Source organism: Leptospira jelokensis (assembly GCF_004769635.1).
GTDB lineage: Bacteria > Spirochaetota > Leptospiria > Leptospirales > Leptospiraceae > Leptospira_A > Leptospira_A jelokensis.
In genome coordinates this window covers 1-25,171 of the sequence record NZ_RQGH01000003.1, presented here as the reverse complement: position 1 = coordinate 25,171, position 25,171 = coordinate 1, and the positions used below count along the sequence as shown (strand labels likewise).

The window sequence follows — 25,171 nt, the reverse complement described above, 5'->3', positions numbered from 1 at the left end:
TTTTTAAAGGTGGGATTTTTTTTGGTTGCCTAACGCTGGAATGCGACCGATCCTTCTCTGAATTTCAAACCAATCATGCGACTCCAAGATTTACTCAGAGACAAAAATCAGCTTCGGTTTTATTCCATTTTATTCTTATTTTGCATCACACCGATTGTTTTTGTCCAATTATACCCGAACACATTCTATCGAGAATACCCCATTGAGTCCTTTGTTGTATTTCATAATATTGCAGAGATGTTTAGCGTCATCGTTTCCTTTTCTATATTTGGAGTCGGTTACTATTCTTATTCTCAAAGTCGTAATTTCCAAACCTTTATTTTTAGCATTGGGTTTTTGGCTGTTGGTTTGATTGATTTTATGCATATGCTTGGTTACAAGGGAATGCCTGATTTTGTTACCCCTAATTCGGGAAATAAATCAACTCAGTTTTGGTTGGTATCCAGGTTATTAACTGCCCTCACTTTTATATTTGCAGTGTACGTAAAACCTAACAAGAGCTATGGCTTGGTTAGGCGGAGTTTGTATATTGGGATTGCTCTCTTACTTGCTTATTTTGCTTATGAACTGGTGATATTTAATTCACATTTGATACCTGATACGTATATCCATGGGGTAGGATTAACCCAATTCAAAAGGAATGCAGAGTTTGTGATTATGATTTTAATTGCGATCTCGATTGTTTTGTACATCCGATCCGAATCAATTTTCTCAAAAAAACAAAGGCAATATTACCTTGGAGCCTTTATCATCTGTTTTTTCAGTGAGTTGGTATTTGCTGTGTACACGAGTGTGTTTGACACATACAATGTATTAGGTCATATCTATAAAATTTTTGCATTCCAATTGATTTATAAAGCAGTCTTCGTGTCGGCGATCAATGAACCTTATGAAAAATTAATCCAATCCAATGAATTGTTATCTAAAGAAATCAAAGAGAATGAAGAATATTCTCGTTTGATCCAAAAGTCCTTACAAGAAAAAGAGAATTTGATTGGAGAGATCTTCCATCGAACGAAAAATTCGATTGAACTGGTTCGCTCCCTTCTTATGATTCAGGCCTCAGGTTTTCCAAATGATAAAAATATCCAGTCCATAGTAGAAGATACATCGATCAAAATTCAAACCATGTCACTTGTACATGACCATTTGTACCAAAACAAAGATTTAAGTGAAATCCAGGTTTCAAATTATTTGTTTTCTCTTTCTGAAATGGTCAAATCAACGTTCCCACCCATTGGCAAAGTGGTTGAGGTTGAATTGCCATGAAGGGGTTTTGTTATTAGATACGGCAGTTCCTTTGGGTCTTATCTTCACGGAGTTACTAACGAATAGTTATAAATATGCTTTCCCAAACCAAAACAATGGAAAAATCAATGTTCATTTTGAGATCCAAGGGGATAGGTCTTTGTTTGAATATGCTGACAATGGAGTCGGATTACCACCTAGCTTTAATATCAATGATCAAAAGAAGTTGGGTTTAAGTTTGTCAAAAATCATCGCTGAGAAGCAAATGGGAGGGACCTTGAGCATTGATGGTACCCAAGGTTTTCGTTTGAGGTTTGAATTTCCAAATAATTTATACAAAAGAAGAGTTTAGATTTTTTTCCCTTCCAATGGACTCAAATACAAGATCAAACCAAATTTTTGACTGAGGGATTCCTGGTTTTCTTTTTCCAAACATTTGTAAGATAAGATTCCCTTCATTATCAAATAGTTCGATGGATGTCACCATTCCGTCTCTTGTCGGTTTATTGACAACATACGCTGTTTGGATGTGATCGGTTCTTAAATGCAAATTGAAAATTGGATCTAAAACATTGAACCATGGCCCCATTGTTTGTAAGTTTTTGATTTTGCCAGTATGGATTTGGATGATGCTGGGGTTGCCAACAAAAATCATAATTTCGAGATCCATATTACTCACTTTATGAAGGAGTTCTGTGAATTCATCGACTGAGATACGAAAGGAAAATTTCCCTTCCGCAGCTTCTAACGAAAATTCACGTGAGTAATCGTATTTTCTAAGTAAGGTAAAAAAATCATGGGTGTCTTCTAGTTTGCTCCAATCTTCCAAAAATTGAGGGATTTGGCTTTTATCATTTGTTTCAACCTTTCGTTGTTTTGTTTCTAACCCAAGGGTGAGTGGAGTGCTTTCATCTACAAAAGATTCTTTGAGTGATTCCCATCCTGCATCGGATGATTGTTCGGTTTTGTAAATCTTGTGTACAGCCGCACCCGCTGGATCAAAAAATTGGAAACTCTTTGTGATTGCATCTCCCTTTTTATCTTCTACATAAAATCCAAATTTCCAATCTTTCAAAAATATCCGGAGGTCGATGTCTTCTCCAACGGCAAGGGCAGTTTGTCCATTCACCAATAGATTGGCATAGATTCCCTTGCGTTCATGGACACAGGATTCATTACGAGTTAAGGCCATCACATACCCAAGTTTTGGCGTTTCCAAAAGGAATTCTGCGAAATTAGGTTTGAGTGGTTTGACTTCGTATCCAATGCCTGTTGTAAGGAGTTCTGCTTCGCTTACGTTTAAGTGTTTGGCTGCGTCTCGAATTCGTAGGTTTGGGATTTCGGTTTTAAGTGTTTCCCATTTTTGTTTCAATGTATCGTTCATATTGGACCTCCTATGATCTCTGGTATGATAAAATTGATTTCATTTGTCTTTAGAATCTTTGTTTTGATTCCAAATGCGATTTCTAGATTCTTTGTGGTTAACACTTCTTCGGCAGTACCGGATTGGATGAGTTTTCCTTTGTCGAGTAAGGTCACTCTATCTGCATACTGCGAAGTTAAATTTAAGTCGTGTAGGATTAAGAAAATCGCATAACCTTTGTTTGCCATGTGCCGGCATATATTGAGAGTTTGGTATTGGTTCGGGATGTCTTGGGCAGAAACTGGTTCATCCAAAAATAGATACCGTGGCGGAGTTTCCCACACTTGTGCTAATATCCTTCCGAAATTGACCTTTTGTTTTTCGCCTCCTGATAAAGTTGGGTAGTGTTGGTGTTTTAAGATTGTTGAACTTGTCATTTTCAAACAAGATTCAACGATCTCCTTATTTTTGTTTTTATCGGTCGCATGTGGGTAACGACCAAGGGCAATGATTTGTTCCGAAGGAATGGGAAAGTTGATTTGTGTGTCTTGTGTTAGGACGGCTCTTGTTTTTGCCAGTTCCGTTTTCGAAAAAGCATTTATCTCTATGTCGTTACAATATACAGTTCCCGATTGGGGTTTTGTATCTCCACAAAGGATATGGAATAAGGTAGATTTCCCCGCACCATTACGACCGATGAGAACATGCAATTCACCTGGTTTGATTTCGATATCGATCCCTTCGAGGATATGTTTATTGCCAATTTGGTACGAAATGTTTTTGCCGATAAGACTCATAAGGATTTTTTCCTCTTTAAGATTAAGTGTAAAAAGAAGGGAGCTCCGAGGAGTGCAGTCACAATCCCTACTGGAATTTCAGAAGGAGCAATGATCACCCGACAAATGGCATCAGCAAAACAAAGTAGTCCGCCACCCAAAAAATAAGATGCATACAATAAAAATCGATAATCTTGTCCAACCGCAAGTCGTACGATATGGGGGACGGCTAGACCGATAAATCCAATATTGCCAACAATGGAGATACAAGATCCCACGCTAACACCGATGAGTAGGATCATCAGTGTTTTAAGGAATTCAACAGAGATGCCTAAATGATTTGCTTCTCGTTCCCCTAAGATTAATACATTCAGTTGTTTGGCAAGAAACGGACTTACGAGGATAGGGATTACGTAAAAGATTGAAAAGGATTTGAGTAGGTTCCAAGAGGCTCCTCCTAAACTCCCCATATTCCAAAGGGATAGATTTCTTAATTGTGATTCACTTGCGATGTAACTTAAAATTCCAATGAGTGAAAAACAAAGTGCATTCACCGCAATGCCTGATAACAAAATAGACTCGATGTCTGTTTTCCCCTTTGCATTGGCAAAAACGAAGATGATCGAACAAGACAACATCCCTCCGATAAAGGAAAAAATGACAACACTCCAAATGGAGTGAAGGAAAGGGATGAATCCACCAAGAACAATTGCAATTGATGCAAAGAGGGAGCAACCTGCTGTGATCCCAATGAGGCCTGGATCAACGATGGGATTACGAAAGAGACCTTGTGCCAGTGCTCCTGACCAAGCAAGTGATCCTCCGACTAGGATTCCAAAAAGGATACGAGGGATTCTCAATTCAAAGAAAACTTTAGATTCAATTGTATCCATGAATAAAAGTTCTTTCCAGTTGATTTCCATGGCTCCCAGTTGGGAGGATATGATGGCTGAAACGACTGCGAAGAGGATACTGAATAAAATGAAAATTTTTTGATTCATTATTCAGTTTGTTTCCATTTATCATTCAGTGTTTTTAACACTTGAGGTAAGCGAGGGCCAAAACCTAATAGGAGTAGGTCATCCACTAAGATGATATTTTTTTCTTTCCCGGCCCGTGTGAGTTCGATCCCATTGATGGACCAAATCGCTTTTGTTCCGCCAAATCCTTCTGCCGATGTTTCAGGCATTAAGATGATATCTGGGTTTGCTTTTACTAATGCTTCGCTTGTGAGTGGTTTGTATTCTGAAAACTCGGTGACCGCATTTTTGGCACCTGATAAAGTGATCATGGCATGAGCTGCAGTGCCTACACCTGAAATGAAAATGGAACTTGGGTTCCTTGAGTAAAGGAACAACACCTTTACATTTGTTTTCTTCAGTTGGAGTGATTGGATTTGTGTACGAATTTGGCCTGCGAGTTTTTCTGCTTCTGCATTTTTCCCAAATAGTTTTCCGACAGCTAACACCCGATCAATGGGAGTTTCTAGTTTGTATTCGTCGGGGAATAAACTGACCTTTATCCCTGTATCTTTTAGGTTCTGTATGGTTTGTGCTGGCCCTGCTGTTTCTAATCCCACCAAAATCGTAGGTTTAAAACTTAAGATCCCTTCTGTTGTTAAGGTTCTTTGGTAACCAACCACAGGCAATGGTGCTGAATCTTTTGGGATACTTGAAGTTGAATCCACTGCAACGAGTAGAGGATTTAAGTTAAGAGCATATAGAATTTCTGTAATGGTTCCATGAACGGAAACAATTCGCTCTTTTGTTTGCGAAAGTAGGGGTGATACCACCAGTGCAATGGAAATGGCTAAGGTGAAGAGTTGGTATCGTGAATGCTTTGGAATCGGTTTTTGGCTTCGGATCATGCGCCAAGACTGAGAGGGGTCTGTTTGTTTGTCAACTAAAATGAGAATGAGACTCAAAATAGTATTTGACGGGATTCGGTAGGTTTCTTTTTTGAGACTAAGAATCAATTAAACAAGGAGAGCATCTATGAACCTGCTCAACCAAATCTTAAAAATAAGCCTTCTTACCTGCGTAAGTTTGTTTTCCCTTCAATGTGATGATAAGGATTCCCAAGTCGAAAATACAATCTTTCTCGGTTTGTTAGCAGCTGACGCAAACAAACGTTGTGAAACAACAATCGATGCTTCCTACACTTCCGGTTCGTATGCAACCTTGTGTACCCCCCAAGCGGGGCCAGGGCGTTTCTTTCGTTTCGAAGGAATGAAAGCCTTAGGGGACAATGGATACTTTTATTTATTCTTGGGATATTCGCAAACACCAACTTCGTCCACACCCAATGCATCAGGGCAATATTCATTTGTCGCAGGGAAATCTGTATCCAGTCCAAACCCATATGTTTGGTTTCGTAACTTAGAATACGGGAACTACCAAGGTGGGCAAACAGCAAGTGGTGCCAACTCAACCGCATTTAGTTTGTCCACAGAGCAAGAGTTATGTGTTTCTTTTTCAGGGACAACGAGTGCGCCTACCACTTATTTATGGGTAACGGGTGTAAGTGGTGCAAATTGTAAGAATGTCGCTACCCTCCAAAAGGAGAATGCCATCATCAATTACGCAAGTTGGTCAAATTCAGCGAATGTTTTGTCGACAAGTGGGCAATCCTTCTTTCGGTTTAGCAACGTGAGCCTCTTAACTGCCTCAAAGATCGTCGTTTCCTCGGACAGTGTCCTCTAAATCGAACCAAGCCAGATCGGAAAATACGATCTGGCAAGAAATCTTATCATGAGAAAAGATATGCCATTAGTACAATCTATTTTAAAAACATCATTTCAATCCTTAGTCTTCATCATTTTTGGTTCGTTCCAAATTTTTTGTTCCATGAAACCAAAATCAGAAGATAGTTCGGCGGCCTTACTATTTTTATTATCTGATGAAAATAAAACGAGTTTGAATTGCACGAGTACCCCAACCAATGCAGTTGTCACCTCTGGTTCCTTTACCACTTCTGCAAATGCATCCTCTACTTGTAATTGGGTTTATGTCAGCTTAAAAGGCAATGGAGTGTTATCCGATGCGAATAGCCAGTGGGACATCGCATTCAAACGATACAATGTCGCAACCAATGGTGGGACAAGTGGTTCTGGATCTGGTGGAGCCTGTGATTCTGGTCAGACAAATTTTTCCAATGCATTCAATGGTTCAGAATGTACGGCTGTCGTTGATGTTAAACTCACAAGCTCTGGTGGAGGGCCTGTTTCCGCTTCCCAAGAAAGCATCAATCCTACCATGGCGGCTCCTTTGGACCTATCGCCGATGCCATCAGGTTATGGTGCTTGGTATTCTTATTCCAGCGGTATCCTAACTGCTAGGACAAAAGTATACATTGTGACAGGCAGTGATGGTGCCAAGTATGCGATTCAGTTTTTAGATTATTATAATGCAGCGGGTACATCAGGATTTCCGAAGTTCCAATGGAAAAAACTGTAATGAAACAATGGGAAGTGTCCAAACTAATGAGAGTATTATCTTTCATTTTTTTTTTGGAGCCTTGTCTTTTTGTTTTCATTTCAGGACATTTATCCAGAATCCAAAACGGAGGCAAACGAAGACAGGTCCAATATCATCACTGTAACGGGTACTAGGCGAAAGAATCTATTGAAAGATTCCACGATTACAACGGAAGTCATCACAAGAAAAGATATCGATGATATGGGTGCCAGAGATTTATCGCAAACCTTAGGCAATGTGCCGGGGATTGAGGTGAAACCGGCACAGTCAGGGGAAAGAGGGCAGACTGTTCGCCTGCAAGGATTGTCGGCTCAAAATGTTCTCATCTTAGTGGATGGGCAAAGGACAACAGGGCGTTTCAGTGGTTCGATCGATTTGACTCGGTTCAAAGCGGAAGACATTGAACGGATCGAAATTGTAAAAGGTGCATCATCTGCCATTTATGGATCTGATGCAATCGCCGGGGTCATCAACATCATCACAAAAGAAGCACAGGACCCTTTGTATGCAGAATTTCGTTCGTTAGGTGGAACGGGTAGCGAACGTTACTTTGGTCCTTATATGGAATACCGTAACTATGCATCCGTCGGTGCAAAGTCTGACAACTTATCCACTCTATTCACAGTTGGTTGGCATAAGGGAGAAGGGTATGATCTCACACCTGATGCAACGGTCGGTCCAAGGAACGGGCGTTATGCTTCCCTTGCTCCCGGTTACAATCCGTATACCTTTGATACACCACTCGCAAACCAATACATTTTGGCGACACGATTCCCTATGTACTCCCCACCTCTTGAATCCACATCAGGGAGTGCCTTTAATGATATGAATTTATCAAATAAAACCGTGTACCGACCAACTGATAATTTGATTCTCACAGGCCAATTTTACTATAGGCATTTGGACCAATCCGCTGTTGATGCATCACCTCCAAGGACAGTCTTTGATCGTAGGAACAAAACGCATGACTTTATGGGGGCGTTTAATGTAGATTGGATTGCATCTCAAAAAATCAATGTAAACTTAAATGCAAACTATTCTAGGTTCCAAGACTTATATGTGACAGACCAAAGGAAGGCAGATGATTTGGATTCACAACAGCGAACGGATAATGCTGTGGCAGAATTTAGAACGAGGGTCGATTATAAAATCTCAGAAAATCATGTCACGTCAGTGGGAGCTGAAAATTTACAAGACCAAATCTCTTCGTCAAGGATAGCTCCCGATTGCCGAAGGACATACCCTAATATTTGTTATGAGGACTATAATCCATTGTTAACCAAAGGCCAGGTCATCAATGGGAATGCATACCGATTTCGGAATGCGTTTTATTTGCAAGATGAGTGGAGGGTGTCAGATAAACCGAGAATCCAAATTGTCCCTGGGATTCGTAATGACCATGATTCGATTTATGGTGGGGAGTGGCTTCCGAAACTTGCCATTCGCTATGATGTCACAGACCAATTTCGATTCCGAGTGGCCAATGGACTTGGATACCGAGCACCTAGTTTCCAAGATTTGTACTTTAATTTTTTGAATCCAGGTGTTGGTTATCGTGTTGTTGGGAATTCTGATTTGAAACCAGAGTTATCGAGAAGTTATAATTTCGGTTGGGAATGGGACATTACAAAACGGATCTGGTACAGTTCGAATTTGTTTCATAACAACGTAGACAATTTGATTGGTTACCGGACAAATCCAGTTAGGGATTCATCTGGTCTTATGGTGTACCAAACATCAAATTACCAAAAGGCGATGACACAAGGGATTGAATCCTCCATCAGTGTGCGAATGACAGACATGGTGACAACGGGAGTTGGGTACACTTACACGGATAGTAGAGATGAATTGACCAATCTGCCATTAGAAGGTAGAGGGCGTCATCGTTGGAATTTGAATGTTAGGGTTGAAGAAAAAACAAGTGGGATTTCTTTATCGGTTTTTGCTGTTGTATTTGGAAAACAACCCTACTATTGTATCAAAAATCCATTTTGGTGTAATCCTGATTTGCCATCTAACTTTGATTCTTTGGAAACTGTCTTAACCCAAGACTCACAAACTGCAATCCAAAATCAATTTGGAAGTTTGCCAACGGTTCTATCTGATTACTGCGCTGAAAAGAATCTTTCGTATTGCACAACAAGTCCTACATACGGTTATCGAATGGTAAATCCTTACACGAATTTAAACGTAAGGCTTTCGCAGAAATTTTTTGGCCATTTCCAATGGTTTGTTGGCGTAGACAATGCTTTGGATTCTTGGGATTTACAATACAATCCGCAGCGTCCAAGATTCTATTATTTTGGTTTGGATGGGAAATTTGCATTCAGTGATGTGAAACTAAAGAATGGAGATTCATAAGGTGTAACATCTTTCCACTAGGGAATGTGAATCCCCGTATACCGTTTGCGAAAGGATTGTAATCCAAATTCCCAGGTTTGAAAGTCACCAAGGAGGATTACTTTTTCTTTGGCGCGGGTGATGGCCGTGTATAAGATCCTTCGGTTGAGAATGGAAAGATTGTTTTCAGCATCGATACCAAGTGCTGCCATCGGAGGAAGGTAGAGGAGGATCGATTTGTACTCAGAGCCTTGGCTTTTGTGGATCGTAAGAAAGAAAGCGGGTTCATGGTCGGGAAGTGTGTCTAAGGCAAAGGAATACAATCGGTCTTCAATCGGAAAAACTGCCCTCAATTCAGAATGGATCGAAACCACAAGGCCAATGTCACCATTAAACAATTTTCTCATTTGATCATTTGCTTGGATGATGATGGGCATCCCTTCAAAGTAAAACGACTTGGATAATTGTCTGTACTGCAAACGAAACTCGTTTTTAGGATTCGTTAATTGTTTTTTGGCATAAGATAAAATTTGGTTTTGGATCGCTTCGATCCCAAAGTATCCATTTCGTAAAATCGTTAGGCATCTATATTCATTCACGATCGATTCAAAACTTAATTTGTTCTTAGGGTCCTTTAGCGCGTTTGGTTCCCAATGGAATTTGGAAGTCGCTTGGGCAGTTGGGAGATAGAATCCCTCCCATAAAAAGGGAACCATACTGTCTAGGTTCCAATCTAAAATTGTTTGGTCCTTTCCATTTGGTGACTTTGTTTTTTTATCCCCTTGGATCCAAACAAAATCCTTTTCCAAATTGAGTTCTGATTTCGTGATCAAGTGTGGTTTTGGAAATGGTTTTGCTTTGTCGTTTTCGTCAAAGGATTGTTTTACAATTTCTGCAAATACACTGAATTTAGAATCATTCGAAAAACGATGGTTACTCGTAAGTTCCGATAAAAATTCTTTTTTCTGTTTTAACGTGGTGATGAGATCGGTTAATACCTCACCTTGCCCAACGGAAGGGAGTTGGTTCGGGTCACCGAGGAAGATGATATGAGTATCAAAATGGATCGCAGAAAAAAATAAACCCATCAATTTTAAATCCACCATAGACGTTTCATCCATGATGATGAGATCATAAGGCAAGTACCGTTTTTCTCCAAATTTGGGTTCGTTCGTCAATGGGTTGATTTTTAATAAATTGTGAATGGTTTGCCCTCGGAAATTGGTTTTCTCAAGCGGAACCCGAGAAAACTTTTCCAAATTCCTTTGGATGGATTCGGTTAACCTTTGTGAGGCCCTTCCTGTTGGTGCAACAAGTGCAATCCTATCCACAGATGGAAGTAAGTCCAATCGGTCTAACGCCATTAAGAGAAAGGAAACAACTGTTGTTTTCCCTGTCCCTGGGCCACCAGAGATCACACGAAAGTTGGATGTGATCACCTCTTGGATCGTTTTCCTTTGTTCTTCTGCAAGAGTGATCTTTGATTCGGTTTCTAAGTCACCCACGATCGTTGTGATTTGATTGGGAGTGGCCTCGGCACTTTCTTTTTGGTTGGTTTTATGTTCTAAGAATTTTGAGAATAAAGATTCGAATTTACTTTTTTCGGAATGGCTTTTTTGCAGATACAACCGGTTTTCATTTCCCACTGTCTCAATCACAAACGGAAAACAATCTTTCAGTTGATCGATTATTTTGCCATCCGCAAGCGGAACATACAAATCACCACTTTGGGATTGTACAAGTAAACTTGCGATCGTATCCTTCAGTGTTGGGTCCCAATCTGGGAACAGTTTGTATAAGGTATCCAGAAAGGTTTGGGTTTTTTCATCGATTGTTTTCATGAATATACCTTTTCTAATTGGTCAGAAGCGTTACGGATATAGGCCATCACTTCTTTTTTGATCCCTTCAAACTGTTCGGTTGTCCATTCGGAATCGGAATGTTTTAAATCGGAATAAATTCCAGTTTGTTTGTCTCCTGACATCCCTCTTAAAAACAAATAATAAACACCACCAAACTTCTCTAAGGCTCCTTTCTGTCCAAAAAGTGACTTCAGGTATTCAAATAAAATAAAGGAATACACTGACTTTTGGAAGAGATACCCTTTGTCTCGGACGGCATTTGCCACAGCTTCTTTGCTATAATCGTTATTGGGTAAAAGATTGGATTTATAATCTACGATATAAAATTTCCCTTCCTTCACGAATACCAAATCGATGGCTCCTTTTAAATAGTGTTCGAACCCTTCTGTCAAAGAAGCACCACTTTCTTTCAGTAAGTTTTGTAAGAACAAATGGAATTTTAATTCGGCGGACTTCTCTTCTTCTTTTAATTCACTCAGAGAGATCGAGTTTCCCGTCGCAAGGTTTAACTTTGCTGTCATTGCATCCTTTAATAAAGAAGCAACTGTCAATTCTATGTTTGGTTCGTTGTGATTCACTTCAATCGGATACCGAGAAAAAGATTTTTGGTAGGCCCACTTCCAAGAAGGGCTTTTCAGGATCGCATCCACATCCAATTGGAAGGTAGAGAAATCACATAATTCCAGAATGTTATGTAAAAAATTTCCGATCTTTGCACTGGAGGGCAATTCAAAAGTAGAAGGGATGCCTTCCTCAAGAGTTTCTTCCAGATCCTTTCTCTTTTCATCTTGGGAGGCATTTGCATTTTTTTCATTTGCCTGCAAACTTGTATAACTATGTTGCAAGAGTACCCTTCCAATTTTGATTTCAGAAGGGTAGAGGATAGGGGAGGATTGTCCCTTCTTTTGGGTGCCAACCGATGGGTGAGGATTTGTATGGTCTCTTTCTGCAATTCCATTGGGATCTCGGAAGACAAAACTCTTTGTAAGGGAAGGGTCTTCGTTTCGTAGGCTTTGGATTCGGACCAATTCTCGATAGAGTATTTGGCCATAACCAGATTTTGGAATCGAATCTTCTTTAGTCAATTTGCCCCAAAGGAGTTTCGGAAGGTAAAGTCTTAGATTGGGCCTTGTGAGTGCAACATATAACAGACGTTTTTGTTCATTTAGGAAATGGTTTTCTTCGTCTTCTTTGTCAGGATTTAAATCCCATAATTCGAGGATCCATTTTCTCTGTTTGCCTTCCGGTGTTTCGATTTCGATTGGGTATTCTTTGTTGGTTAAATTGGTACCTCGGTTTCCAAAATAAAATAAGAATACAACAGGCCATTCCAATCCTTTTGACGCATGGATGGTTAAAATTTGGACAGAATCTTCTTCTGTTTCGCGATCAAATAACGGCTCTTCTTCGGGCGATTGTTTTTTTTGTTTGAGTTCGCGTAACGTAGCCAATAATTCTTGGAGGTTACAATTTGTTTTTAATTGTATTTCTAATAATTTTTGAAAGATTTGTCGGAAGTTTGTGCGCCTTCGTTCCCACTCAAGGCTATAATCTCCTTCCTGCCAAAAGAGTTTGGTTTCATCCATCACAGAACGAAAGAAACTTGCGTATCGATTTTCTTTGATGAGCCTTTGCCATTTGTCAATGAGTGATTTTTCATACGAATCAATGGAATGTTCATCAAACTTTTGGATCTCATTTGGGTGGATTGAGAAGATATCAGAGAATAGAATTTTTTTATAACTTTGTGAAGAGTTGGATCCCAGTAAACATTCCAAAAGATTTTGAACTTGGTCTGCTTCTCTCGATTGGTAAATCCCTCTTTGTTTGTAGATGGAACAAGGGATTCCCGCTTTTGTTAAATAAAATTCGACAAGTTCAGTTTCTTTTTTATTCCCACAAAGGATGGCGATGTCCTTTAGTTTGACTTCTTTCGTTTCACGTTCTCCTTTTTTAAAGTAGGAGAGGGTTGTTTCTTTGTTTTGGATCCGTTTGATTTCATTACGAATTGTCTCAGCCCAAATATTTCTCGTTTTGTTAACTGTATGAAAGCGTTCCTGGAATTCAAAAATATGAATCGCTTGTTCCTCTGGTTTCGCATACTTATATTTGATGGTGGCTTCATCAGGAGAAGATACCTTTTTGTATAAGTAGTTTTCTTTACTCGAACCTGGTTCTTCGATGGGGAAAAAATGTGTTTCCCCCAATTCTTTTGTTTCATCATGGAAAATCGAATTTAAGCCATGGATTAATTCTTTTGTGGACCGGTAATTGGTTTCTAGGGTTGCTTTGGACCCTTCAAAGTCACGAGAAGCTTCAAGGTAAATTCCAATATCGGCTCCGCGAAAACCATAGATACTTTGTTTGGGGTCTCCGATGCAAAAGAGCATTCTAGACTTGGTATCCTGATCGTAAAATAAAGTTTTGAAGATTTGGTATTGGTTTTTGTCTGTGTCTTGGAATTCATCAAGGATACAAACTTGGAATCGTTCTTGTAAAGATTGAACCAACGTTCGGTTGGGGTTACGAACAATCGCATCGTGTACCTTTAGGATCAATTGGTCATAGGTGATGGATTCTCCCTTTTCGATGATGGATTTTGTTTTGGATGTGAGTTCGGTTACCGTATTCTGCAAAAAGATCGATCCATCAAAATCCAACCTTTCAAAAGGAAATACTTCTTTCAGAGAATGGACAACAGATTCAATTTTTCCTTGTAACGCAAGTGATGCGGCATCTAGATTTTTTACAATGGTATTACCTTTCAGAAGGAAAAAATCGAATCCTATGGTGTCTATTTTATTACCAAGAGATCGATTTAATTTTGAAATTCGTTTCAATTCTCTTGACACAGTTTTTATATCTTGGCTTCGGATTGCATTCGCGAGTAATTCGAGTGACTGCCAATTTCCCATCCACTTGGGGATACTACCTTTCGCACCTTGTGCGGCGATGGCCTCACCTGTTGGTCCTTTCAATGCATCACAAATTGTAGTGAGTGCATCGGAAAGATTGGTTTTGTTTGCTTTGGCAATGCATTCCTCTAAGGATACCAATGTTGGAAATGCATAGTCTTTTGTGTCAGCAAGGAGTTTGGACGTTGTGCTCACAACGAGGTCCTCATGATTCTTTAAATTAGAAAGGAGGATATCATTTGCGAGTGATTCTTTTTCCCTTCCTTCCCACTGGCTCCTTTTGAGATCATAAAAAGTTTTACGAATCAATTCTTCGTTCGATGTTAGTTTTACATTGGGATTGTTTTGGGTTTCTACCGGGTATTCCGTTAACACCATATTGCAAAAACCATGGATGGTGGAGATGGTGACTTGGTCTAAATCTCGGAGATACTGGTAGTATTCGGGGTGTTTTCCATTCTCGTAAAGTTCTAAGATTTTTAATTTTAACCGAGTCTTTAATTCACCAGCTGCTTTTTCGGTAAAGGTAAGCACTAAAAAATGGAGCAGACGGTTTTCTTTGATCTGATTTGCCACGTCATGGGCCATCATATCACCTAACATTTGTATAATGAGATGGGTTTTCCCTGTCCCAGCGGAAGCTTCGATAAAATTGGGATGGTTTGCTAAAGGATGTTCCATGATCAAAATCCTTTTTTCAGAAGGGGTAAAAGGAGAGGGTATACCTTCTGAAACGAAAATTGGTGTAGTAAATCCTTGGTATAAGGAGACAATTTCATGTACTTCGATTCATATTCTAAGATTTGGTCTGACTCTTCTTCCAAAAATTCTTTCCAAGCAGATTCTAATTCTTCCATGCCATCTAATGAGTGTTCCATTCCCATCTCCGCAAAAAAGAGATTGAGGCCAGGGTTTGGTACATACATTGGAGGTGATTCACTTGTGAAAGCGACCATCTGTCGAATGTATTCGGCAGATTCCGTTTCCGGTAAACTTTCCAAATGTAGGGTTTCATTTGATTTGTTCGGTTTTGATAAGATGGGTATGACGGCTAATTTTTTTCCGATGGTTCGGAACAAACAAGCACTTAGGAATAAATAAACCATCTTACCAAAATAGTCTTTCACATATTTGTTTGGTTTTTCCGGTTTTGGATGGAAACTTTTTGGATAAAACCAATAATAAGTATCACCGACCGCAATCAAATTCTCCCACTCTCCCGTGACCACTTGGGATTCATCCAATGAAAAGGCAGGCAATTGGAAGCCATCACGTAAACCTGTATCACCGATGGAAAGGGAACTTATGTATTGCAGTTCCTTGGGATTGGAAAATAACTCTGCTTTTAACGTTTCATACACTAAAGAAATGTCTGTGAGTTCTTCTAACAAAGTTTCTGTTGTAACCAAATGGAATGCACCATAAGGGAACTCTGCTTTGTTCTCTGCGATTGTACTAAACTCAGAAATTTTTTTTCCAATCGAATCTTTGTCCCAAGGCCAAGGTCCTTCCTTTGCCAATGATTCCGTGAACAAAGGTATAAATTTTGATTTGAATAAAAAGGATTCCAGTGAATTGAAAAAAAATGGTTCTTCTGATGGGGTTTCTTCCTCATCATCAAAGTATCCTAGATTTTCTTTGATATAAGGGAGAATGGGATTTTTAAACGCAGAAGCAATCGACCCTATGGGAATTTCTTTTTTGAATTTCGATCCTGCAATCGGTAGATGTAACTCTTCTAATTGAGTGAAATTTGGTTTTGGTAAATCGTTATCCAAACTTCTATTCTGTATTAAATTTCTCGCATAATCATAGGAATGTAAAATTCCTTTTTCATAAAAACGACTATAGGGTGTTAGGGGGATTTCTGTTGCAGAATCAATCCCAAGAGAATTCATGATCTCAAACAAACTGGAACAAGGCTCAAATTCTTTATCTTCTAATGTGTTTTTTCCTACATAGGAAAATGTGATGCTATCTTCCGCTGATAATATGGTTTCCCACAATAAGGATTCTTGGATTTCCACTCGATTGAGGTCCCAAGGTTTCGAATCATTTTTTCTTAGATTGAACCGAGATAGGTCTTTGGAACCTGGAAATTTTCCTTCTCCAAGTCCCACGATATAGATATGGGAGAAGGGGATGGGTCGCATGGGTTGCAATAAGGAGATCGTGATCCCTTCCGTCAGGTAATTTCCTTTTTGTGTCGGGATACTCGAAAAGATTCCATCCGTTTGTAAGGTAAGGAATTGTAAAAAGTCATTCACATCCTTCCAATCGTTTTCACACCAAATCGAAACCTGATCCAACCAGGAAGCGAAATAGATCCTTTCGTTTTCTGTTTCTTCACTAAACTTAAAAAATTGGTTCCATTTGCTTTCGAATGTTTTGGCTCTTTCACTTGTTGGCAAATTCAAAAATTCAGTTTCGAAAAATGTTTGTAAGGATTTGATTCCTTCCCAAATCAAATTCAACTGCAGAACGGAATCTCCTTCTGCCAATGGATCTGTGATCACACCCATTTTTTCCCAAGTGGTTTCTCCATCACCGAGGATGGAGAGGACAGCACGTTTCACACCAAATGAAATTGTATATGGGTTCTCCTCTTTGTTTTCATCATAAAGAGAACCAAGTGAATCGAGTAATTGGACTACGGAATTTGTTTCCTCCATGGATTCGGTTTTGTTTTTCCCGGAGATGAGTGGGTTTTGGAGTAAATGTATGAGATCCTCTTTTTCCATCCGCTTTTTTAAAAACGATTGGAATAGGATTTCAAATGCTTTGTATAACAATGATGTATCTTTTGCAACCAAATCAGAAAGGGAATAATTTAATCTTTGGAGAGTAGGGGTAACATTGGCAGTTTGCGTTGTATAGATCCCTCCATGGAACACCCATTCAATGGCTGCTTTGTAATCATTTGTATTGGGAACAAGGATCGCAAAATCTAATAAACTTAAGTTTCCCTTACTGATGCTGATTTTATGAAGGATGTCATGAGCGATGGATTCCATTTCGCGGTATTCAGAAGGTGCATTCCATACCCGAACGGTTTGATCGTTTAAGTAGTTCTCTTCTTTTATCTGCTCTTCCAGTAAAATGGATTTTAGTTTTGCTAACATGCCACCACTTGCATATTTGGATGTTTCTTTTTTTTTGGTAACATTCGAAAATTCTTTCGCTAAATACGATTGTGGTTTTGCAAATTTGGATAAATAGTTTTTGGTTTTTTCTGGAATTTGGCCAATGACTTTGCCATTATGAAATTGGTAGATGTAGATATTAAAATTTGAATTCTTAGAAACCGTTTTCAAAAAATCAATGTATGTCCCAGACAAATTGGACAAACAAAAAAAGTGCAAATTGCCTTCGAGAGGTAAGTCTTTGCCTTTGTTTAAATAATAGAATAAGTTTTTTTTCCCACCTTGGTTTGTGCCGAGGTATATCCCTTTTTCTAATTCCCAGTACGGATCACTTGTTAGGTGGTTTGATATGGAATTGATTCCTCCCCCAAGCCAACTCTTGATCCAATCAGAGCGGTTCAATTCATAGTCTTTAAAATACTTTGTGAGTAAATCAGAGAGATAGTATAACTTTTGTACATCGGAAATATAGGTTTGGATCTCTGGATGGTTTTGGAATAAGGATGTTTGGTTTTCATACAGGTAACGAAAACAATCCCTCTGAAAAGAATTGTAATCGTAAAATTCTTCCTCTTCTGCCCATGAAGGGATTTGTAAGGAAGCGAAGATTGTTTTTAAAATCGCTTTTTCTAAGAATGTAAATTCAATGTTGATGGAAAGTTGTGTATCATTGTATTTTGGAATGTTTAGTTTTAACCATGGTATCAAATTGGTATTCGGCACCACAACAAGTGGCATACGAAGTGGGTTTTCAATTTGTTCCTTTTTGATTTGTTTGGTTAGTTCCGAAGTGATTTCGTGCAGGTGGAGTCCTGCAAAATAATGTATTGGCAAAAAAAATCCCTTAATTCAAAAATCAGAGATAGTTTCACCTCACAGAAGGTGGAACGCAATCATTATCTGTTCTTCCTTTTTGAAAAAGAAGGAATTAGGGCGCCATTTCCGGCTATCCGCTCCAATCTTTGCCAAAGGCAAAGGATTTCCGCTACTATCCGGGGCGCTTGTCTATCGGAATGAATTTGAAAAATGGGAGAGTTGCCTCTCCCAAATGCCCACCTAGCAAAAACTAAGTGATATCATCTTTACTCACTTTCAAACTTAAGTATGGATGCGGTTGTTGTGCTGTGTTTGAATGTCGTTGTGTAGAGTGAAATTGGTTTTGGTACAGCATACATTGGGTCAATGTTGTCAATGGCCAAACCAATGCGAGATCCAGCAGGGAAGTCATGTGCAACTGCTTGTAGGTCTACATTTAGGTCTACGTCTTTTCCCTTCACATTGAAAAGAGTTGCTGTTCCGTGGCTAATCAATTTTCCCGTTCCCCAAAAGTCTACTTCATAGAGGTATACCACAACATGAGGTGCGTAGTCTGAACTATTGATACGACCTTTGTAATAGGTTCTTCCACGGAGTTTGAGAGGGGAAGAGAGTTTGTCAGAAAGGTACACCATAGCATTTGTGCGATCAATCAAATTCACATTGGTTGTCACAGGTACAGAAACGGCACCATCCAATATTTCTGATAATAGCGGAACTCCTGTTGAGGCACTCGTTCCACCTGATAGAATGGTATCATTCCCGTTACTTGTGTTCGCTGTTGTTGTGATTTTCCCAGGGCTAAATAAGCCCATTGGTCGTAAATGGTAAGTTCTTTCGACCTTAGAAGGGATTGGCCAATTTGCATAACTCACACGATCACTAGAGAATCGTTTTTGGATTGTCACTTTTGGTTTCGTCATGATTCCATTTTGGATTCCTTTTAACCAATAATCAAACCAGTCGTAAGCATTCGTCCAAACATAATTTTCTAGTCCTAAGACCCCACCAACTTCAGCGGTTGCATGGATTCCATTATTGAGATCCAATTTTTTAGGAACAGTGAGTTGTTCGAAGTAGGGAAGGATTTGGTTTGGTTGGAATAAATTATCTTGTGAGTTATTGGAAATGTAAACTGGTTTGCCAGCTGCATTGAGTTCCGCCACAAAAGTATTAGGTGATCTATCTCTTGCCCATGATAAAACTGTTGGAATGTCTCTTGTATCCAATAGTTTTTGAAAATTCTCTGCAATGATGGGATCCATCCTTCCTGTGAAGTAACCTGCTGTCACGAGGAGGAGTCCCCACACAAGTCTTGGTGATTGGTTTCCATAAAGCGAATCAGGCAAACTTCCCCAACCACTCATGGCCACTGCGGTTTTGATCCTTGGCTCTTTGCTCAGTCCCAGTAATGAAATCCCAGCGCCATACGAAATCCCCGCAATACCGATGTTTGACGGATTGACAGGAGCATTTGCTAATAGGAAATCAATTCCTTTGGAAAGGTCTTCCATATCCTTTGGACCAGCGACATTGATGAGTCCACCTGACGTTCCAAACCCACGAGTGTTGTAACTAAACACAACGTATCCTTTTTTTGCCAGTTTTGCAGCAGGAACGATGTATTCGTATTCATTGAGTGCCCAACTATTGACAAAGATAACCGCAGGGTAGGGGCCTGTACCTGATTTTGGTATGAACAAGTTCCCTGTGATTTTCACACCATCGTTACTTAAAAACGAAATGTTATCGTTAAAAGTAAAACTTCCATCATTTTCATTTTGGAATGCTGTTTGGATGTCTCTTGTGGTTGCGGCATTGCTGAGTTGCAAACCTTCTGGTGTCACATTTGAAGTTTCCGCCTGGCCATTTAACACCGACAGTATGGCACTCGTTTCCTTTCCGTTTTGATTTCCATTACCCCCACACGCCACAAGGAGGAAGTTCCCTACAATGAGGAGGAGAGTGAGATAGTTTTTTTGCTTTTTCATAATTCGCCTCTGAATTGACTCTAAAATAACATAAAGAGGGGGGCTTTGCGTCTAAAATGGCAATCCTAGACGAAAATTGAGGTCTAAAATCATCATTTTGTACTATTTATTCTGACATTCTCACTTCCAAACAGTTGACGAAACCGTGCACATTGACCGACTTTTGTCGTATGTCTGAATTTTTCGGGTCTTGGCTTCAGTTTGGTGCTTGGTATCATTTCGTTTTGGGAATCGGAGTCATGGTACAAGAAAAAGGAATCAGAGGGGTTTTCTTAGGCATTGCTGCGTTTTCCGGAGGGACACTCATCATTTACGCATACCGATTGTATGCAGGATTCGAATTTGATCTTCCACTCCTTAATCATGGTTATGTGCCCATCCTCTATTTGATTCCAGGGAGTATGCAATACAGCATTGAACATTTTTTGAGTACCGAGCCCGTTTCTATGGGTCAGCTCAAAAGATTGTTCCCCACGTTCTTTATGATGGTTCTCTTGGTTCTATTACAAATTTTTTATCCACAATCTTTACAACAATCAATGAAAGAAAGTTTTACTGGGCTTCCGTATTCCATTCCGGAATACTTAGCCCAACTTGGTTGTTTGTATTATGTGATCATCTTACTTTCGATGATTTACCAGTATCGAAATATCCTATACAACAATCCAAATGAGGAAGCAAAATTGGGAGTCCGAGTTTTGGGGATGATCTTAAAAGGCAATATCATATTTGCTAGTTTAATTTTTATCAGTTCAGTTTTTCGTTTACATTCAGGACTTTATTTTACGGCAAGCCTTGCTACACTTATGGCAGTTTTGGCCTATGTGGGAACGAAAATCAAAAATGAATTGTTTAAAGATATTTTGCCTGGCCTTCGTCAGTCCTATCGCACTTCCCGAATCCTAAATCTCAATTTGGAAAAATTACAAGAAGACTTAGACCATTTGTTCAAAAATGAATTCGTTTACCGAGAAGAAACAATCAATTTATCCAATCTTTCGGAACGTTTGGGCATCAAAGATTACCAACTCAGTGAATATACCAATGCATATTTAGGAATGAACTTCAATCGATTGGTGAATGAATACCGAATTGCTGAAGTTTGTAAGCTCATCGAAGAAAACCCAAAGGTCAATTTGTTGTCCCTTGCATACAAAGTTGGATTCAATTCCAAAGCAAACTTCAATGTTGCCTTTAAGTCCTTGAAGAAGATGTCACCGAGTGAATATGCGAAGTTAGTGGGGAAAGGAGAGAATGGGAGGTAAAATGCTCCTTTTTTTCAAAGCTCCTAACTTTTTTGCTATATTTTTTCAATTCTAAAATCAAAGATCTGTGAAGGAGACTCAACTTGGCTTCCAAAAAAATTATCTTTTTCATTTCTATCCTCTTCCTTTCGTACAATTGCAATAAGGATTCAAAAGTTCCCATTGCTTTGGCTTATATATTAGAAGATAAAACATGTGTTTACTTGGAGCCAACTCGAAAGTCAGAGTGTATGCTTTTTCTAAACAAAGAAGATACAATCGATGTAATCGATAAATCCATTGGGGACAAAAGCTTAGGCCAAAAATTCAATTGGAGAAAAGTAATTCGCGAAGGTAAAATTGGCTTCTTACCAATAGAAGGAGAGGTCAAGTTGTTTCAATATGTAACCATGGCGCCTGTAAGTCATCCTTATCGAATGGTTGTCAATGCTTCGAGATTACGATTGCGAAGTCTCCCAAGTTTAAAAGGCGAAATTTTAGAGCTGCTACCAAATGGGGATCAAGTTTCGATATTAGGACTCAGTGTCACACGTTACCAAATTGATGGTTTGTCGGAAGTGTGGGCGCGAATCAAAGCACCATCAGAAAAAATCGGGTTCTCATTTTTAGGGTATTTAAAATACCAAGAATCAGCAGATACCTCAAACGAAGAAGAAATGGTGGAAGAAGGTGATGCCATCCAGGGGTTCGTTGCTTTTAAATCACCAGATCATGTTGCGTATCTTTCTCCAGGGGGGGAAAAGGGATATGCTTCTGAAGACTATTGTTCTAAAGGTGTTACTGAAAAAAAGGGCGCAAATTTAAATGGAAGTGGTAAATACTTTTTAGTAGATCGGAAAGCTCCATCGGGAGATACAAATTATTATAAGATCAACAAAAAACTTCATCACAGAGGAGATAATGAATCAATGGATACCTGTATTTACGCATGGGTATCAGAAAAGGATGTAGAATATCATAATGAAGCATTCGCATCTTGGAATCTTGAAAATTATAGAGATAAGTTTCCCGAAAAATTCGTTCGTTTTGCAAACAAAAATAATTTAGATTTTGAAAGAACAGAATTAAAAAAACTTAATTTTACAGAATCTTCCGAAAAACAAATTTATCATGCTATCATATATTACTTGTCATCCGATATGGCGCCTGATGGAGAAGAGGAGTATATATTAGAAGAAACGGACAATTCGTTTATTAGTTTAATCGGTTCCAAGTATGAAAAGTTTAACTTTCAAGATTTGAATGGTGACGGAATCAATGAAATCATTGCTATAAATGATTTTCGAGGAAGCTATACATATGAATATTTTCAAATATCAAATAACAAAGCGATCAAATTTTTGACAATTGATTATAATGACTATGAAGTTGATGCCAATCAATGCATTGCAAAATTAAATCTCGCATCTGGCGAAAAATCAATGAGTATAAAAGTCAACGGAAGTGATGATTATGATAAAATATGTAACCACTTTACCAAAGACAAGAAAATCGGAATTTATGGTCATAAAAATATGTACCAATTGGAGAACGGAAAATTGATTCGCTAATCATGAAATTCCTTTCTCTATCAATGATCATGATTTTTGCCTTTTTCTGTAAGAATTCGCAAAGCAATCATGTTTTAAGATTTTCTAATGGATTGAATCCCATATCATTTGATGTTTCTAAGGACAGTGCGCTAAATCCAGTTTCAAAGAAGCCGATGGAATCGAGTAAGGATTGTGCAAGTTGTCATGAACAAATTTATAAAAACTGGGAAAAGTCAATGCATAGGCAATCTTTTACAAACAGAATCTACCAAGATAGCCATAAAGACGAGCCGTTGGATTGGTGTTTAAATTGTCATGCTCCTTTAAAGCAAACTTCTATTGTTAATCATAATTCTGAAAACAATCGGTATCATGCAGAAGAAGGGGTTTCTTGTATAACTTGTCATGTGAGAAATCAAAAGATACTTACGTCAAAGAAAATGGAAGGGGATTCCCTTGCACATACATATGATGAAGTTCCTGTGATGAAAGAAGGGGAATTCTGTGGGAATTGCCATCAATTCAATTGGCCAACTCGAAAGAGTTTTATTGACCCAAACAGTACAATCGTTTATACGAATATACCCATGCAAAATACGTTGGGGGAGTATAAACTTTCCAAATTAAAAAAAACAAGAAATTGCCAGTCGTGCCATCTTTTCCCAAATTCTGTAAAATCACATACTTTCCCAGGTGGTCACGACAAAAAATATTTGGAAGAGTCATTTGAAGTTACCTTAGAGCGAATTTCAATCGATCATTTTAAACTAATGATTAAAACGAATGGTATTGCACATGCGTTTCCTACTGGTGATCTCTTTCGTTCGATGAGAATTCGAATTTTAACACCAAATGAGTTTTTAATTAATGAATGGATTTTAAATAAAGATTTCATTCCTAACAAAGGTAATTTGAACCAACCTCCTAAAATCTTAGTGGCTGATACTTCTTTTCCACCTCCTGATGGAACAGGAGAAACTATCAAAGAATTTCATTTCCAATATTCAAACAATGGAACAGAGTTCAAATTCGAAATGTATATGGATTATTTAAATCCAACTAGTCATATTCAGGGATCTGTTCCAATATCAGAATCACTACTTTTATTCAAAAAAGGAAAATTGCCAATTCCTCCTGTTTCTGCGGATAAAGGTTAATTGCAATTACCGAATGAATTTTCGAGTGGTTTGAGATACTTTACCCAACTTGATATGAAGAAAGAGTGATTTCCTCGCCTAAATTTGAATCTACTGTGCTTGGATCCTAACTTCCATCTCCATTGCTCTATTTCGAATTTTCTTACATGAAATAAGACAATTTTTTCTCCAATTTGTCCTAGGTAGTTTTTATATTCTGTCTTTGTTGCCACGGACCTTCTTTGCGTTACTTTTCTTCTAAAATTGTGACACTTTTTGAGTCGGCATTACACCCATTAGCATGGAAAAGAACAATGCAAAAACAATTATCAAAAGCATTACAAACGATGTGATGGCAGCGTTAAAGTCCGGTAATCTTGGTCAGTGGGTCAAACCTTGGCAGAGCTTTGGGTTTCCTTGGAATGCAAAAACATATAAGAATTATGGATTGCTGAATTCTTTCTGGCTCACAGATAGCTTGATGAAATTTGGGTATACCTATCCGGCTTGGGCAACTGAGAAACAATGGAAGGAACTCGGTTATTCATTAAAAGAAGGGGAATCAGCAAAGACAGAGGTTTTGTATCCTTGTCGCGTAAAGATTCCGATCATTCCTCAAAGAATGAGTATAGTTGAGGATAGCACAGAAGAACAAGAAGAAACAGAGATTGAGTATAAATCATATTCCGTTCATAAAGTGTATCCAGTATTGAACATCTCTCAAGTGAATGTTCCTAAAAGTAAATATGATTGGTTTGTCAGGACGACGATTCAAAATGCACCCGAAAGTATAGATCAGTTTGTCCAATCGATCAAACACAAGATGGTGGAAATCGGAGTTGTCCAAGCAGCCTATCAAATCTCTACCGATACGATCCTTATGCCAAAGAAAGAATTGTTCTATTTCGAGACTGATTATTGGTCCACCTACTTACATGAATTAGGTCATTGGACGGGTGCCTACCACAGATTGAACCGAGGTTTCTCTAGTGGCAGTCGCAATTATGCCTTTGAAGAATTGGTCGCCGAACTTTGCTCCGCCATCTTTGCCGGTGAATTTGGATTTAGCGGAGATTTGCAACATAAAGAATACATTGGCTCTTGGTTGAGTATTTTGGAAAATAATCCAAAGGCGATTGTTAAAGCGGGTTATCTTGCGATGGAAGCCGTGGACTATTTGAAGAAAGAAGCGAAGAGGGGGGTATTAAAATAGGAAGTGGCGATCTCCTGATGAATACTAAATGTAATAAGATTTATTCGGACACAGATACAATTGTTCATTTATGTAGTATAGTTTTAACTCAATAT

General features: G+C 38.8%; 17 protein-coding genes and 1 pseudogene. 10 read left to right on the top strand and 8 right to left on the bottom strand.

Annotated elements, in window-relative coordinates:
* Window positions 1–75 precede the first annotated feature (75 nt).
* Both EHQ62_RS00155 and EHQ62_RS18675 read left to right on the top strand, forming a co-directional pair.
* Window positions 76–1,269 (top strand): MASE3 domain-containing protein, encoded by a 1,194-nt coding sequence (locus EHQ62_RS00155; RefSeq protein ID WP_244241562.1) that lies wholly within the window; start codon window positions 76–78, stop codon window positions 1,267–1,269.
* A 7-nt stretch (window positions 1,270–1,276) separates the two neighbouring features.
* Window positions 1,277–1,600 carry a sensor histidine kinase gene (locus tag EHQ62_RS18675; RefSeq protein ID WP_244241561.1) on the top strand — a complete coding sequence of 108 codons (324 nt, stop codon included), beginning with the start codon at window positions 1,277–1,279 and terminating at the stop codon, window positions 1,598–1,600.
* Here the strand turns inward: EHQ62_RS18675 and EHQ62_RS00150 are convergent.
* Genes EHQ62_RS00150 through EHQ62_RS00135 form a run of 4 tightly spaced genes read right to left on the bottom strand, consistent with a single transcriptional unit; the run spans window position 1,580 to window position 5,362 of the window.
* The gene (locus tag EHQ62_RS00150) at window positions 1,580–2,632 is read right to left on the bottom strand and encodes a hemin-degrading factor (protein ID WP_135640284.1); all 1,053 of its coding nucleotides are present in this window, start codon (window positions 2,630–2,632) and stop codon (window positions 1,580–1,582) included. The two genes, EHQ62_RS18675 and EHQ62_RS00150, sit on opposite strands and share 21 nt — an antisense overlap.
* On the bottom strand, window positions 2,629–3,408 hold the full coding sequence (locus EHQ62_RS00145; protein WP_135640283.1) for a heme ABC transporter ATP-binding protein: 780 nt from the start codon (window positions 3,406–3,408) through the stop codon (window positions 2,629–2,631). Before EHQ62_RS00145 ends, EHQ62_RS00150 begins: the two co-directional genes overlap by 4 nt.
* A complete protein-coding gene (locus EHQ62_RS00140) occupies window positions 3,405–4,388 on the bottom strand; it encodes a FecCD family ABC transporter permease (RefSeq protein WP_135640282.1) in 984 nt (327 codons plus the stop codon). The genes EHQ62_RS00145 and EHQ62_RS00140 overlap by 4 nt, the downstream gene beginning before the upstream one ends.
* Window positions 4,388–5,362, bottom strand: coding sequence for a heme/hemin ABC transporter substrate-binding protein (locus tag EHQ62_RS00135; RefSeq protein ID WP_244241560.1), 975 nt, complete (start codon window positions 5,360–5,362; stop codon window positions 4,388–4,390). The genes EHQ62_RS00140 and EHQ62_RS00135 overlap by 1 nt, the downstream gene beginning before the upstream one ends.
* Window positions 5,363–5,381: 19 nt before the next feature.
* Between EHQ62_RS00135 and EHQ62_RS00130 the strand changes: the two genes are divergently transcribed.
* The 3 genes from EHQ62_RS00130 (at window position 5,382) to EHQ62_RS00120 (ending at window position 9,224) form a co-directional block, all read left to right on the top strand.
* On the top strand, window positions 5,382–6,089 hold the full coding sequence (locus tag EHQ62_RS00130) for a hypothetical protein (protein WP_135640281.1): 708 nt from the start codon (window positions 5,382–5,384) through the stop codon (window positions 6,087–6,089).
* Window positions 6,090–6,149: 60 nt separating this feature from the next.
* Complete coding sequence (locus tag EHQ62_RS00125; RefSeq protein ID WP_244241559.1) at window positions 6,150–6,842, top strand: HmuY family protein; 693 nt, start codon at window positions 6,150–6,152, stop codon at window positions 6,840–6,842.
* A 69-nt stretch (window positions 6,843–6,911) separates the two neighbouring features.
* Window positions 6,912–9,224 (top strand): TonB-dependent receptor plug domain-containing protein, encoded by a 2,313-nt coding sequence (locus EHQ62_RS00120; protein ID WP_208720589.1) that lies wholly within the window; start codon window positions 6,912–6,914, stop codon window positions 9,222–9,224.
* Window positions 9,225–9,241: 17 nt separating this feature from the next.
* Here the strand turns inward: EHQ62_RS00120 and recD are convergent, their stop codons facing one another.
* From recD to EHQ62_RS00100, 4 genes are all read right to left on the bottom strand, one after another.
* Window positions 9,242–11,044, bottom strand: a complete 1,803-nt coding sequence (gene recD / locus EHQ62_RS00115; protein WP_135640279.1) for an exodeoxyribonuclease V subunit alpha — start codon at window positions 11,042–11,044, stop codon at window positions 9,242–9,244.
* Complete coding sequence (locus EHQ62_RS00110; RefSeq protein WP_167482814.1) at window positions 11,041–14,661, bottom strand: UvrD-helicase domain-containing protein; 3,621 nt, start codon at window positions 14,659–14,661, stop codon at window positions 11,041–11,043. Before EHQ62_RS00110 ends, recD begins: the two co-directional genes overlap by 4 nt.
* Window positions 14,662–14,663: 2 nt before the next feature.
* Window positions 14,664–17,957: an exodeoxyribonuclease V subunit gamma gene (locus tag EHQ62_RS00105; RefSeq protein ID WP_135640277.1), complete on the bottom strand. Its 3,294-nt coding sequence runs from the start codon at window positions 17,955–17,957 to the stop codon at window positions 14,664–14,666.
* Window positions 17,958–18,205: 248 nt separating this feature from the next.
* On the bottom strand, window positions 18,206–19,930 hold the full coding sequence (locus EHQ62_RS00100; RefSeq protein WP_135640276.1) for an alpha/beta fold hydrolase: 1,725 nt from the start codon (window positions 19,928–19,930) through the stop codon (window positions 18,206–18,208).
* A gap of 170 nt (window positions 19,931–20,100) precedes the next feature.
* On the opposite strand from EHQ62_RS00100, the gene EHQ62_RS00095 reads away from it, so the two are divergent.
* The 5 genes and pseudogenes from EHQ62_RS00095 (at window position 20,101) to EHQ62_RS00080 (ending at window position 25,076) form a co-directional block, all read left to right on the top strand.
* On the top strand, window positions 20,101–21,195 hold the full coding sequence (locus tag EHQ62_RS00095) for a helix-turn-helix domain-containing protein (RefSeq protein ID WP_135640275.1): 1,095 nt from the start codon (window positions 20,101–20,103) through the stop codon (window positions 21,193–21,195).
* A gap of 83 nt (window positions 21,196–21,278) precedes the next feature.
* On the top strand, window positions 21,279–22,745 hold the full coding sequence (locus tag EHQ62_RS00090) for an SH3 domain-containing protein (RefSeq protein WP_135640274.1): 1,467 nt from the start codon (window positions 21,279–21,281) through the stop codon (window positions 22,743–22,745).
* 2 nt (window positions 22,746–22,747) lie between these two features.
* Window positions 22,748–23,122 (top strand): annotated as a pseudogene (locus EHQ62_RS18795) (multiheme c-type cytochrome); the annotation flags it as partial.
* A gap of 45 nt (window positions 23,123–23,167) precedes the next feature.
* Window positions 23,168–23,884: a cytochrome c554 and C-prime gene (locus tag EHQ62_RS00085; RefSeq protein ID WP_244241569.1), complete on the top strand. Its 717-nt coding sequence runs from the start codon at window positions 23,168–23,170 to the stop codon at window positions 23,882–23,884.
* 280 nt (window positions 23,885–24,164) lie between these two features.
* Window positions 24,165–25,076, top strand: a complete 912-nt coding sequence (locus EHQ62_RS00080; RefSeq protein ID WP_135640272.1) for an ArdC family protein — start codon at window positions 24,165–24,167, stop codon at window positions 25,074–25,076.
* Window positions 25,077–25,171: the final 95 nt, after the last annotated feature.

Bases quoted from the DNA above. Each gene is read 5' to 3' on its own strand.
- EHQ62_RS00155 (WP_244241562.1), top strand. From the start codon at position 76: ATGCGACTCCAAGATTTACTCAGAGACAAAAATCAGCTTCGGTTTTAT.
- EHQ62_RS00150 (WP_135640284.1), bottom strand. From the start codon at position 2,632: ATGAACGATACATTGAAACAAAAATGGGAAACACTTAAAACCGAAATC.
- EHQ62_RS00145 (WP_135640283.1), bottom strand. From the start codon at position 3,408: ATGAGTCTTATCGGCAAAAACATTTCGTACCAAATTGGCAATAAACAT.
- EHQ62_RS00140 (WP_135640282.1), bottom strand. From the start codon at position 4,388: ATGAATCAAAAAATTTTCATTTTATTCAGTATCCTCTTCGCAGTCGTT.
- EHQ62_RS00130 (WP_135640281.1), top strand. From the start codon at position 5,382: ATGAACCTGCTCAACCAAATCTTAAAAATAAGCCTTCTTACCTGCGTA.
- EHQ62_RS00125 (WP_244241559.1), top strand. From the start codon at position 6,150: ATGCCATTAGTACAATCTATTTTAAAAACATCATTTCAATCCTTAGTC.
- recD (WP_135640279.1), bottom strand. From the start codon at position 11,044: ATGAAAACAATCGATGAAAAAACCCAAACCTTTCTGGATACCTTATAC.
- EHQ62_RS00110 (WP_167482814.1), bottom strand. From the start codon at position 14,661: ATGGAACATCCTTTAGCAAACCATCCCAATTTTATCGAAGCTTCCGCT.
- EHQ62_RS00100 (WP_135640276.1), bottom strand. From the start codon at position 19,930: ATGAAAAAGCAAAAAAACTATCTCACTCTCCTCCTCATTGTAGGGAAC.
- EHQ62_RS00095 (WP_135640275.1), top strand. From the start codon at position 20,101: ATGTCTGAATTTTTCGGGTCTTGGCTTCAGTTTGGTGCTTGGTATCAT.
- EHQ62_RS00085 (WP_244241569.1), top strand. From the start codon at position 23,168: ATGGAAGGGGATTCCCTTGCACATACATATGATGAAGTTCCTGTGATG.
- EHQ62_RS00080 (WP_135640272.1), top strand. From the start codon at position 24,165: ATGGAAAAGAACAATGCAAAAACAATTATCAAAAGCATTACAAACGAT.